Annotated in this window: 13 protein-coding genes; 7 read left to right on the plus strand and 6 right to left on the minus strand. The window is 40.1% G+C overall.

Annotation, left to right across the window (positions count from 1 at the left end; all coding sequences use genetic code 11):
• The first annotated feature begins 3 nt into the window (after positions 1–3).
• The 5 genes from LY11_RS14100 to LY11_RS14120 are packed head-to-tail and all read left to right on the plus strand — an operon-like array spanning position 4 to position 3,507.
• Entirely contained in the window at positions 4–183 is a 180-nt protein-coding gene (locus LY11_RS14100; protein WP_068402726.1) for a hypothetical protein, read from the plus strand.
• Entirely contained in the window at positions 167–1,003 is an 837-nt protein-coding gene (locus tag LY11_RS14105; protein ID WP_111634310.1) for a cbb3-type cytochrome c oxidase N-terminal domain-containing protein, read from the plus strand. Before LY11_RS14100 ends, LY11_RS14105 begins: the two co-directional genes overlap by 17 nt.
• A gap of 3 nt (positions 1,004–1,006) precedes the next feature.
• Entirely contained in the window at positions 1,007–2,404 is a 1,398-nt protein-coding gene (ccoG, locus tag LY11_RS14110; protein WP_111634311.1) for a cytochrome c oxidase accessory protein CcoG, read from the plus strand.
• Between the two features lie 3 nt (positions 2,405–2,407).
• The gene (locus tag LY11_RS14115) at positions 2,408–2,833 is read left to right on the plus strand and encodes a FixH family protein (RefSeq protein WP_111634312.1); all 426 of its coding nucleotides are present in this window, start codon (positions 2,408–2,410) and stop codon (positions 2,831–2,833) included.
• Positions 2,830–3,507, plus strand: coding sequence for a sulfite exporter TauE/SafE family protein (locus tag LY11_RS14120; protein ID WP_111634313.1), 678 nt, complete (start codon positions 2,830–2,832; stop codon positions 3,505–3,507). Before LY11_RS14115 ends, LY11_RS14120 begins: the two co-directional genes overlap by 4 nt.
• A 16-nt stretch (positions 3,508–3,523) precedes the next feature.
• Here LY11_RS14120 and hemN read toward each other — a convergent pair whose 3' ends face one another.
• From hemN to LY11_RS14145, 5 genes are all read right to left on the minus strand, one after another.
• Positions 3,524–4,888 carry an oxygen-independent coproporphyrinogen III oxidase gene (hemN, locus tag LY11_RS14125; RefSeq protein WP_111634314.1) on the minus strand — a complete coding sequence of 455 codons (1,365 nt, stop codon included), beginning with the start codon at positions 4,886–4,888 and terminating at the stop codon, positions 3,524–3,526.
• Positions 4,878–5,336, minus strand: coding sequence for a Rossmann-fold NAD(P)-binding domain-containing protein (locus tag LY11_RS14130; protein WP_111634315.1), 459 nt, complete (start codon positions 5,334–5,336; stop codon positions 4,878–4,880). The genes hemN and LY11_RS14130 overlap by 11 nt, the downstream gene beginning before the upstream one ends.
• Before the next feature lie 83 nt (positions 5,337–5,419).
• Positions 5,420–6,484 carry a response regulator gene (locus LY11_RS14135; RefSeq protein WP_111634316.1) on the minus strand — a complete coding sequence of 355 codons (1,065 nt, stop codon included), beginning with the start codon at positions 6,482–6,484 and terminating at the stop codon, positions 5,420–5,422.
• An 18-nt stretch (positions 6,485–6,502) separates the two neighbouring features.
• The gene (locus tag LY11_RS14140) at positions 6,503–7,687 is read right to left on the minus strand and encodes a PAS domain-containing sensor histidine kinase (RefSeq protein WP_111634317.1); all 1,185 of its coding nucleotides are present in this window, start codon (positions 7,685–7,687) and stop codon (positions 6,503–6,505) included.
• A gap of 45 nt (positions 7,688–7,732) precedes the next feature.
• On the minus strand, positions 7,733–8,059 hold the full coding sequence (locus LY11_RS14145; protein ID WP_111634318.1) for a hypothetical protein: 327 nt from the start codon (positions 8,057–8,059) through the stop codon (positions 7,733–7,735).
• A 165-nt stretch (positions 8,060–8,224) separates the two neighbouring features.
• Here LY11_RS14145 and LY11_RS14150 point away from each other — a divergent pair, with 165 nt between their 5' ends.
• Positions 8,225–10,033 carry a hypothetical protein gene (locus LY11_RS14150; RefSeq protein ID WP_111634319.1) on the plus strand — a complete coding sequence of 603 codons (1,809 nt, stop codon included), beginning with the start codon at positions 8,225–8,227 and terminating at the stop codon, positions 10,031–10,033.
• Positions 10,034–10,142: 109 nt separating this feature from the next.
• Here the strand turns inward: LY11_RS14150 and LY11_RS14155 are convergent, their stop codons facing one another.
• Positions 10,143–10,757, minus strand: coding sequence for a DUF4142 domain-containing protein (locus tag LY11_RS14155; protein ID WP_111634320.1), 615 nt, complete (start codon positions 10,755–10,757; stop codon positions 10,143–10,145).
• 113 nt (positions 10,758–10,870) lie between these two features.
• Between LY11_RS14155 and LY11_RS14160 the strand changes: the two genes are divergently transcribed.
• A complete protein-coding gene (locus tag LY11_RS14160; RefSeq protein ID WP_111634321.1) occupies positions 10,871–11,722 on the plus strand; it encodes a DUF2911 domain-containing protein in 852 nt (283 codons plus the stop codon).
• Positions 11,723–12,186 lie beyond the last annotated feature (464 nt).

Here is a 12,186-nt window from a genome sequence, read left to right on the forward strand (position 1 = left end):
AACATGTTTAAGCAATTTTTAGATAAGGTTGATGGAAACCAAGGGTATCTGCTCAGCTCACTCGGCATCTTCATGCTATTTTTCTTACTGGTCGGCGTGTTATTGCTGACCATGAAAAAAGACGATATAAAATATATGAGCGAACTCCCTATAAAAGATGATCAGGATGAAAGAGGTAATTAACAGCAACTGGTCTACAGGAAGTACATCGGCTGATATTGTGATCGGTTTAATGCTCGTTACTGCGGTTATGATCCTTTGCGTGGCGATATTAATGCTAAAGGTGATTAAGTTTTATGTAAAAGAATCTGTCAGTCCGACTCCTTTTGCAACGCCAGAAGAAAAAGAAAGAAGAAGACTGGAACAGGAAGCATTACAGGCAATCGAAGACAAAAAACCTTCTATCTGGACTAAGCTGATGCAGCTGAAACCGATGGAAGAGGAAAAAAACCTGGTCATGGAACATAAGTTCGACGGGATAGCCGAATTGAATAACCCTACGCCTGCCTGGTTTATGATCTTATTTTATGGAACGATCATTTTCGCAATTGGTTATTTACTGACGTATGATGTACTGGGTTATGGTAAATCGCAGGAAGAGGAATATATCGCAGAAATAGAACAGGCCGCAGAGTCCAAAGTTGCTTTCCTGGCTAATCCGGCAAATGCAAAAAACGCTGTAAATGAGAACAATATGGAACAAAGCAAGGATGAAGCCATCGTTAAAAATGGGGCATCATTGTTTGCCAACCGTTGTACGCCCTGTCATGGAGAACATGGAGAAGGTATTGTAGGGCCTAATTTGACTGATGAATATTGGCTGCATGGCGGAAAAGCAAAAGATGTTTTCAAAACGATTAAATATGGTGTTCCTGAAAAGGGAATGATTGCCTGGGAAAAATCACTCAGTGCACAACAAATATCTGACTTAACGAACTACGTTTTGTCACTCCAGGGAACAAAACCTGCGGGAGCGAAAGCCCCACAAGGGAACAAAGAATAAGCTATGTCACAAAGTCCTGCACATTTCAGAGATCAGCCCGGTACGATTACCGATGACGGGAAAAAGAGAAAGTGGATCTATCCTAAAATTATCAAAGGAAAGGTTTATCAGTACCGCGCTGCGGTCAGTTACTTTTTCCTGGCCGTGCTGTTTTCTGCTCCATTTCTAAAGTTAAATGGAGAACAGCTGATCTTGCTGAATGTGCTGGAAAGGAAGTTTGTCTTCTTTGGAATAATTTTCTGGCCACAGGATTTTTACCTTTTTGTACTGGCTTTATTGATTTTCATCATTGGTGTGGTGTTGTTTACGGTAGTTTTTGGCAGGGTCTTCTGCGGATGGGCCTGCCCTCAAACTATCTTTCTGGAAATGGTTTTCCGCAAAATTGAGAACTGGATAGAAGGTGATCATCTGAAACAAAAGAAACTGGATGAAGGCCCGTTAAACTTTGATAAGTTCTGGAAGAAAACAACTAAACATGGGGTATTCCTGGCGATCTCTTTTCTGATTGCCAATATCTTTCTTTCTTACCTGATCAGCACAGCAGTATTATGGAAAATAATAACGGAACCTGTTTCGCTGCATATCTCCGGATTTATTGCAATCTGTGTATTTACAATGGCATTTTACCTCGTGTTTTCAAGAATGAGGGAATTGGTTTGTACGGTAGCTTGTCCATATGGACGCTTGCAAGGGGTATTGTTAGACAATCAAAGTATCATTGTGGCTTATGACTATCAACGTGGTGAGCCTCGTGGAAAAAGGGTTAAAGAGGTAGAGCAGCCAGAGGGAGACTGCATCGATTGTAAGTTATGTGTACAGGTTTGTCCTACGGGAATAGATATAAGAAATGGTACCCAAATGGAATGTGTGAACTGTACCGCTTGTATTGATGCTTGTGATATGGTGATGGAGAAAATTGACCGTCCGCTGCGGTTAATCGGGTTTAAGTCTGAAGATGAGATTGCAACAAAAAAACCTTTTCACCTGAATAAACGGATTTATGGTTATGCCGGGGTGTTGTTTATGCTAATGGCCGTACTGGCTTATTTGCTGATCAGCCGCAGTGATGTGGAAACGACGATCCTTCGGGCAAGCGGAACTCTATACCAACTTCGGGACAAAGATAAAACCGTCAGCAATCTGTACAATTCAGAGCTGATGAATAAAACGACCCGTCCAATAAAATTTGAGATTGTTCCCGATAACAAGGAAGCTAAATTACAGTATATCCAGAAGGAGAACATGGTGAAACCCGGGGAAACAATCAAGCTTACTTTTTTTGTAATCCTTCCGCAAAAGTCTATTCAGAAATATAAAACAGCTATAGGTTTTAAACTCATGTCTGAACATAAAGTTGCCGGACAGTTTAAGACCACATTTATTGCACCTGCAAACGAATAAATTATGAATTGGGGAATAAAAGTACTGCTCGGCATGGGCACTTTCATGAGTTTCATTATCGTACTGGTTGTCATTATGTTTAACAGTAAAACTGATGCACTGGTAGACAATGATTATTATGAAAAAGGGATCAATTACGACAAAGTCTATAACCTGAAAGAACAGGTAAATATTGATCATGCAAAGCCAGAAATAGTGGTAAGCAAAGAAACAATCAGCCTTGTTTTTAAGGAACAGGCTAAAGGGAATTTACGCCTGATGCGTACCTCAGATAAAAGATTGGACAGGGCAATGAATTTTGAAACAGATCAAAACAGACAGGTATTGATTCCTGCGCAACATTTACCGAAAGGATCGTGGCGGTTGATTGTGGAATGGGAAAGCCAGTCTAAAAAATATCTCGCCGAACAGGAAATTAATATCAAATGAGTGATCAGTATTTAGCATTTCTGATAGGTTTGATGGGCAGTGTGCATTGTTTAGGGATGTGCGGCCCACTGGCTTTTGCAGTCCCCACCTTGAAAAAAGGCTGGGGGTTCCTGGTGCTGGATAAATTAAGTTATCAGGGTGGCAGAATAATCTCCTATTGTATTTTAGGCGCTATAACCGGCCTCATTGGCCGGCAAATCTGGCTGGCAGGTGCGCAGCAATATATCAGTATTTTGAGTGGTATATTGATTTTGATTGCCGCAGCTTCAAGGCTGTTTAATTTCTCTGCCGGAAGGATGAACGGGAAGTTATTGCAACCCTTTAACCAGTTATTTGGCTACGCGTTAAAGCATAAAGCGAATCACCTGATTATTGGGATTGTGAACGGTTTTCTGCCTTGTGGTTTAGTTTACCTGGCTTTGACCGGAGCCTTGAATACAGGAGGTGTGAATACAGCTGTTGAATATATGTTCTGGTATGGAATGGGAACAGTCCCGCTGATGTTTATCGCCGGGATAAGTGCTGGTTTTACTTCTGCGATTTTCAGAAGAAAGCTGAATCAAATGATTCCCTATTTAATGGTTATGCTGGGCATCTGGTTTATCCTTCGGGGAATGGAATTGAATATTCCATATTTGAGCCCGGCCGGAGCCGGAACTGCTATATGTAACTGATCCGGATTTGATCGTCTTATCCGGCCATACTGAATAATTGGGTCTGTGGCTGATTGGCGTAAAGTCTTGAATCCAGTGCCATACAGATATTTCTTAAGAATCTTTTACCTAATACGGTTACTTTTAACCCGTTACCTCTGATCATCACCAGACCATCATCAGCAATTAAAGCCATTCTTTCCAGACCTTCACTGAAGCCTGCACTTTGCTCCTCTGGTTTAGCCCATGAGGTCTCTCCTTTACACATCAGGTTTAAGATATGTCTTCGGATCACCAGGTCTTCCTGATCCAGGATATGCCCTTTAAAAACAGGTATTTTACCTTCATTGACCAAACTGATATAATCTTCTACTTTTTTCACATTCTGAGCAAAGCCAGTCCAGCTATCACTGATAGAAGACACGCCCAGTCCGATCATCAGTTTACTATACTGATGGGTATAACCCATAAAATTACGGTGTAATTTACCTTCTTGTTCAGCTTTAAACAGACTGTCAGTGGTCGTTGTAAAATGATCCATACCAATCTCCACATAACCTCCTGCTTTCAGCATTTCACGCCCCAGTTCATATAATTCCTGTTTTAATTCAGCCGAAGGAAGATCCAGTTCTGTATACCTGCGCTGTCCGGGCCTTACCCATGGCACATGGGCATAACTGTAAAAGGCTATTCTGTCCGGACGCAAGGTTAATACGGAAGAGATCGTATCAGATAGTCCTTCAATATTTTGCAAAGGGAGGCCATAAATCAAATCATAATTGATGGAATGATAGCCTGCTTCTCTAGCCTGCTGCGTCACTAAGGCGACCTCTTCAACGCTTTGTATCCTGTTAATCGCGAGCTGTACCTTAGGGTCAAAATCCTGAATACCCAAGCTTAAGCGCCCAAATCCTAATTGATATAAGGTAGTTAAATGTGCCTGGGTGGTATTGGACGGATGCGCTTCAAAGCTGAATTCCGCATCCTCATGGATAATCGCCTGATTAAGGATTCCGTCAATCAGTAGTTTCAGGTTTTCAGGACTAAAAAATGTAGGTGTCCCTCCTCCTAAATGCAACTCGCGGATTACAGGTTTACTATCAAATAATTTCTGGTATAATTTCCATTCCTTCAGGACGGTTTCAAGGTAAGGGTGTTCTACTTTGTGATTCCGTGTAATCCGGGTATTACATCCGCAATAGGTACACAGGCTTTCACAAAAAGGCAGATGGATATATATACTGATGCCATCCTGTTGATTACTATGGGTAAATGATTTTCGAACTGCATAAGCCCATTTTTCCTGATCAAATCCTTCGGTATCCCAATAAGGAACTGTAGGGTAACTGGTATAACGGGGCGCGGCAACATGGTATTTCGCAATCAGTGTTTTAATGCTCATGATCAGGTGTTTTAGGGTGAACCTGATCGCAGGCTTTGGAACAAACACAAGCTGAGCCTAAACAACGGTTCTGCTGCCATTTATCAAGGTTTAAGATGGTTTCTCTGGCTAAAGCAAGCGATAGTTCATCTGTGGTATCTCCCATTAAAGAAACTGCCGGAACATTCGCGATTTTAATATTACGCAGGGCTGCGGTTTCCTGGTTGATATGCTGGGTGGAAGTAGACCGGGTTGCGATATACTTCACGCCCAGATCAGCCAGGCTATTGATCACGGCTTCAGAGACTACATCATCTGTAAAGACAATAACAGCTTCTTTTCCTGCCGCATAGCTCACTGTATCCGGACTTAATGAATTGGATATTAACGTAATATCGTGTTTTTTATGGTTGGCTATTGCCAGTGGCTCTTTTTCAAAAGATTTTATACTATAGGCTACTACTCTCATTCGGATCGATTTGTTAATGAGCAAAATTAACCCGAAAACACGCCGGAGAGAATGAGGCTGGTCAGCCATAAATATGATCTGGATCAGTTTTTCATTTGTTGAAGTTTCTGCTGATCAAGGATTCCGATCTGGCTTCCTTTTCTTTCGATAATACCTTCGTCTTTGAAGTCACTTAAAATACGGCTGACGGTTTCGGTAGCCATTCCTGCCATTGCTGCGAGGTTATCTCTGGAGATCTTAAGGTTAATCTGCCCTTCTTGTTTTTCAAGTTTACACAGGCGTAATAATACCTCTGCCATCCTTTTACGGACGGAGTGATAAGCTAATTGCAGCAACTGTTCTTCTTTATCCAACAGGTTATTCGAAAGAATGTGGATAAATTGTCTGCCCACATCGGGGTAACGGTTCAGTAATTCTTCGAGCATTTCTTTTGGAAGCTGGCATACTGTTGTATCTTCTAAAGCCTCTGCAGTTTCAGCATAGGGTTCGTTCAAGAGCAAAGCCGGGATACCGAAATATTCATCAGCACCATACATTCCTGTTAAAAGTTCTCTGCCATCTTCGGTAAGTTTAATGGTTTTCACCTTTCCGCTTAAGACCAGGTAAATTCCAGAAACGGTATCTCCTTCGTAATAAATGATCTGCTTCTTTTTAATGGTACGGACTTTACGGTCCTGCATGAGTTTATCAAGCTCTTTCACGCCCTGACTATAGGAAACAAGGGTATTTAATTTATCAATTGACTTGCTGTAGAAAAGTTCTTGTTTTTCTCTTTTGCTAAACCGGCTTTCTATGGCATTGAGCAGTTCAACATCGTCGAAGGGTTTCACCAGGTAATCATCTGCGCCCATTTCCATCCCTTTACGCATATCCATTCTTTCGGCTTTTGCGGTTAAAAAAATAAAAGGGGTAGCAGCTGTTTCAGGACTTTTATTCAAAAGATAAAGTACGCCATAACCATCCAGTTCAGGCATCATAATATCGCAAAGGATCAAGTCTGGTAAATGACTATGCGCCATTTCTACTCCTGTTTTGCCATTATCTGCCTGGAAAACCTCGTAATCGGCCAGTTCTAGTATTTCCGCTGTGCTTTCTCTGATATCATCATTGTCTTCAATAATTAATATCCTTTGTTTCTTATTTTCCATTTATGCTTGAAATTCTCCCTATTTGTTGAAAGATAGGGTGAATTTAGTTCCTTCGTTAATTTTACTTTCAAATTGTACCTCACCATTCATCAGACCTACATACCGGAGCACAATATTAAGGCCCAAACCTGTACCTGGAATATTTCCTGTATTATGTGCCCTGAAAAATGGCTGGAATAAGTGTCTTTGGTCGGTGTCGGGAATACCAATACCGTTATCTTTCAGGGTAACCAGGCACTGATGTTCTGTGATCTCAGTGTTAAACTCAATAAAAGTGTTTTCCCCTGAATATTTGATAGCATTGTTGATCAGGTTGATCATACAGTTTTTCAGCAGGTTCTGGTCGAGTAAGACCATGCTTTCCAACCCTGTATGCTGATAAATAATGTTCTGGTCCTGCTTGGCGATCATCTGCATTTCTTCGGTAATTTCTTCTGATAATTTAACCAGATCAAAGGGCTGAAATGCAGGTTCTACCCTTCCTGCTTCCAGTCTTTCTAAAGACAGGAAATCGTTAAGTATAGTGGTCAGGTTACCGACCGCATTCTTTATCTTATGTACGTGTTTCTCAATATTTGCATTCTGAAAGGGCTGTGCGTATTTTTCAATGAGTGAAGCAGAAAGTTGTACTGAACTCAAGGGGGTACGGAATTCGTGTGATGCCATAGAAACAAACCTGCTTTTCATCTGGTTCAGTTCTTTCTCTTTTTCAAGTGACAAACTTACTTCCTCTTTGGCTTCTCTTAAAGCAGTCACCGTTTTTTTCAATGATTTAGTCCGCTCTTCAACCAGATTTTCAAGTTCGGCAGCATAGTCCTGTAACCGTTCTTCCGCTTCTTTTTCTTTAGACAGGTCATGAATGAATCCGGTATATATTTTACGGCTTTCATACTGTACTTCGCTAACGGCAAGCCTGAAAGGAAATGTCGAGCCATCTTTCCGGAGCCCTTTAACTTCTCTGCCTTTACCGATGATATGTTTTTCACCAGTATCATGATAATTGGCAAGATAACCATCATGCCTGCCTTTGTCTGGTTCAGGCATGAGTTTAGAGATATTCTGTCCGATTACTTCTTCAATGGTATACCCAAAAAGTTTAAGTGCTGCAGGGTTAAGGCTTTCTATTTTCCCTCTATCATCAATGGTAATAATTCCATCGATGGCTGTCTCAATAATTGCCTCTAATAACCTTGCTTTTTCCATAATCGATTTTTACAAATATAGAAAATCTATGAAGAGACTGTTTGTTTATATACCTGCGACAGTAATTAAAAGGATCGCTGCATGGATCAACAGGCTCAGGTAAAATACACCTATGGTTACCCTGGTGCTTGCACTGCTCATATTTGCCACGATGTTCGCAAAGAAAATCAGCATACTCACTGCCAAACATGGGATCACATAGCCACCTAAAGAGTAAACGAGTACAAAAGTCAGCGGAACAAGGATGGTCGCGTGTAAAACGATAGAGACTAAAAACCAGCCTAAGTGATTAGGTTTCTGACTATCAGCAAAGTTTAAGTATTTAGACCATAGACTGATTGATGGGGCTGTATTTAAGGTTAAAGTTGCCATAATATGTTGTTTTTCTTACCACAAATATCTATACCCCGGCCGGCCTTATCTATGACTTTTGTCATGCAGGGCGCAAGCATAAATCATAAAAAATAATGATCCATGTCATATTTTATCCCCGGATTTCTCCGCTATTTTGCCGTCCTACAGATAAAATAGAATTGCATGAACCACACTTTTCATATACCCGTTTTGGGATTAGGTTACTCCATTGACACTCCTTTAAAAGTAGCTAAATATGGTATTTCTTCAGTCCTTTCTATCGTTGATGATGAATTGACAGAGCGAATGAGAAAGTTTCATTCCGAAGCAAATAAACTTGATTACGTTTTGATCAAAAAGGAAGAAAGTGATGGCCGTGCAAGGCGGGTTACGGCCTACCTTGATTTGATTGGTAAATTGGTTGATCAGCAGTTTGAGGCTTTAAGAGCTGAGCCTTTTAACGAAGGCGCAGCTATACACACCTATTTTGAACTTCTTCCGGAAAATTCTGTATTGAAAGGTCAATATCTGGAAATGATCCAGTTGGAAGAAGGTACGGTGAAAGCAAGTTTACAGGACAATCTGCGTCAGCAAATGAAAGCCGGGAATATTGATGTAAACATCATGTCTAAGGTAGATAAGGCCAATTATACGGCTAACCAGGAAAACCTGGGTAATGATTATACAGATGCACTGGCAGCGATGCGCGGTTTCGGAAACAGCACTTTATCTTCTGCTGTGGTCATATCGGCGGGTTTGAATCCAAGGTTATATACTTATATGGAGAACTGCATCGACTTTTACCCGGATGCAAAAGGGAAGATTAAAAAGAAGATCATCCTGAAGGTTAGTGATTTCAGGTCAGCATTGATACAGGCAAAAATGCTGGCAAAAAAAGGGTTATGGGTAACGGAATTCAGAGTAGAATCTGGTTTAAATTGCGGGGGCCATGCTTTTGCGACAGAGGGTTTATTGTTAGGGCCGATACTAGAGGAATTTAAACAAAAGCGAAATGAGCTGCGTGAAGAGTTATCCGGTATTTATCAGGCTGCATTATTAAATAAAGGAATTTCCCTGGTGGAAACTCCAGTGCTTAAATTTACTGCTCAGGGAGGAATTGGTACGGCCGGGGAAAATGATTTCCTGCTTAATTATTATCAATTGGATGCCACGGGCTGGGGAAGCCCTTTTCTGCTGGTTCCGGAAGCAACTAATGTGGATGAGCAGACTTTGGAGGCTTTGGCAAATGCACAGCAGGAGGACTTTTATGTCAGCAATTCTTCGCCTCTGGGTGTATTGTTCAACAATTTCAAAAACAGTACGATTGAACAGCAGCGTTTACAACGGATAGCAAAAGGAAGACCAGGCAGCCCTTGTACTAAAAAGTTCCTTTCTACGAATACGGAATTTACTGAATTGCCTATCTGTACGGCTTCCCGGGAATATCAGCGCCTGAAGATTAAACAGTTAGAAGCAACAGAACCTGATCCTGCACTTTTTGCAGAGAAGTTTGAAGCCATTACAGAAAAAATATGTTTGTGTGAAGGGCTTTGTGCTTCTGCTTATTTGAAAAACGACCTGTTAAAGCCCAGAGAAAATAAAGCAGTGAGTATTTGCCCGGGCCCTAATCTTGCTTATTTTTCTAAGCAATACACGCTGAAAGAAATGATCAGTCATATATATGGTAGGGAACCGATTACTTTTAAATTTAATCGTCCGAATTTATTTATCAATGAACTGCATTTATATGTTGATTATCTAAAAAAAGATCTGACTGCGCAGCTACATGATCTGAATGCGAAAAAGACCAAGTATTTTGAGAAGTTCAGGGCAGAATTATTTAAGGGCATTGATTATTACAGAGAACTGATTCCAGAATTAAAACTTCAGACAGATATAGCTACACAGGAATTGCATCAGCAGTTACAAAAGGCGGAAGAAAAGTTAAGATTAATTACACAGGTACTTGACCCTGTCAGCGTTCAGGGATAAAAAGAAAGGGCATTTTGTATTCAACAAAATGCCCTTTCTTTTTATGCTGTTTTTATATTGCGCATGCAGAGGTTTAAACAAAATCAATGCACGGATTTAAACAGGATTATTATTTCAGCTTCGCCTGAATAGCTTTTGCTTTTTCATAATGGCCGGTAATAATTGGCAGCATTTTTTTAGCAAAGTCACTCACTTCTTTTGAAGTGGAAGCCGCTGCACCTTTAAATAAGGTAATGGTTTTATCATGATCGGTTACCATCATATCAATATAGTGATGATCGAAGGCAGTACCTGTCATAGTTTTCATCATATCCATATGCGCTTTGTCTTCAGCAGGAAATGCCGAAGGCAAAATGATTTTATCTTTTTCTGCTATGGCTTTAAGTTCTGCATTTGCTTTAGAGTGGTCTTTAACCATTTCTTCTGCAAAAGCTTTCACCTCCGGATTAGTTGATTTTTGGGCAATCTTTCCTAAATCAACTTCCATCATTCCACCAAGTGCAGCTTTTTCCATGAAGGTTGCTACATCCCCGTCAACTTTAGATTGATTGGTTGGATCGGATGGTGTTGTACCACTCATCTTTGAGCCCATTTTCGAGCTATCTGATTTGCTGGAATCCATGGCGGTAGAATCGCCTTTAGTGCCACGGTTCTCCGGACTTGTACAGGCCTGAATAGAACAGGCACCAATAACTAACAAGCCAAATAAACTTAATTGCTTCATAATCGTATTATTAAAATAAGTTTTGTTTACACCAATTAACAGTTATAGCTGGAAAAGGTTTCTATTATAAATCAAAACATAACTGTAATTTCGTATAAACAAAACTTATTCTAATGAACACAATACTCAAAACAACACTTTTGGTTGCGCTGGCTATCGGCTTAAATGCTGATTTGAAAGCACAAGGAATTAATATCCCTCAACCAAGTTCCGGCCAAACCTTAATACAGGATTTCGGCCTTGGAAAAATAACAGTTAAATATTCCCGTCCAAATACTAAAGGACGTAAAGTATTCGGAGAACTTGAACCTTATGGGTCAGTTTGGCGTACAGGTGCAAACAGTGCAACAACAATTACATTCACGGATAACGTGACTTTAGAAGGTCAGGCAGTACCTGCGGGTGATTATGCTTTATTTACTATTCCCGGCAAAACTGAATGGACAGTAATTTTAAACAAAAACACCAAACAATGGGGCGCTTATGACTACAAAGAATCAGAAGATTTTTTAAGGTTCAAAGTTAAACCAGGTACTGCAAAAGATAAAGCAGAAACATTTACAATTGGGTTTACTGATGTATTACCAACAAAAGCAGTGATGCAATTAGCCTGGGAAAATGTTGTAGTACCTATCAATATGACTACAGATATTGATGCCAAAGTAATGGCGAGTATTGATGAAGCGATGAAAGGCGATAAGAAACCATACTTCCAGTCAGCTATTTACTATCTGGAAAATGGAAAAGACCTGAACAAAGCAATGGAGTGGATGAATGCAGCAGACGCAGCTGATGGTGGTAAGGGGCCGTGGATCAAATTATGGAAAGGCCGTGTTCAACTTAAAATGGGCGATAAAAAAGGTGCAGCGGAAAGTGCAGCAGCTGGTATTAAAATAGCTACAGAGATTAAAAACCCTGAATATATACGTTTAAATACAGCGCTATTGGCTGACGCAAAGAAATAAATTTTACCAAACTCAAAAAAGGGGTGTGTCTTAGGGCACACCCCTTTTTTTGTGCCTTTATTCCTGCAAGTTTTACATTAACTATAATGAACAAACTGAACAGAAATATCAGCTAATCAATTAATTATTTATTTCTAATTTTAAAAGTATAAGACCATAATTAATGTTTTGCCATGCACAGATAATCTTAGTTAAAACCAATTTCAGACCTATTAACGCCTAAATCTATACCTATGAAAAAACGCTACTCTCCTTCTCAAAAGAAACCAGAGACCTGTTCATTATCCAATTGACATTTCAGTTCCTTCAGGTTATCTGGGTTGTAATCTTTTAAGATTACAACCACTCCATCATAAATTATTTTCTTTTAAATATTAAAACAGCTACGTCAAAAATTTTACGGTAAGGCAGATTTTTCTCTAAAAATCGGGAGGGTGATATAGAATTCAGCGTAGCCATTACTA

The organism is Pedobacter cryoconitis (assembly GCF_003259615.1).
Taxonomy (GTDB): Bacteria; Bacteroidota; Bacteroidia; order Sphingobacteriales; family Sphingobacteriaceae; genus Pedobacter; species Pedobacter cryoconitis.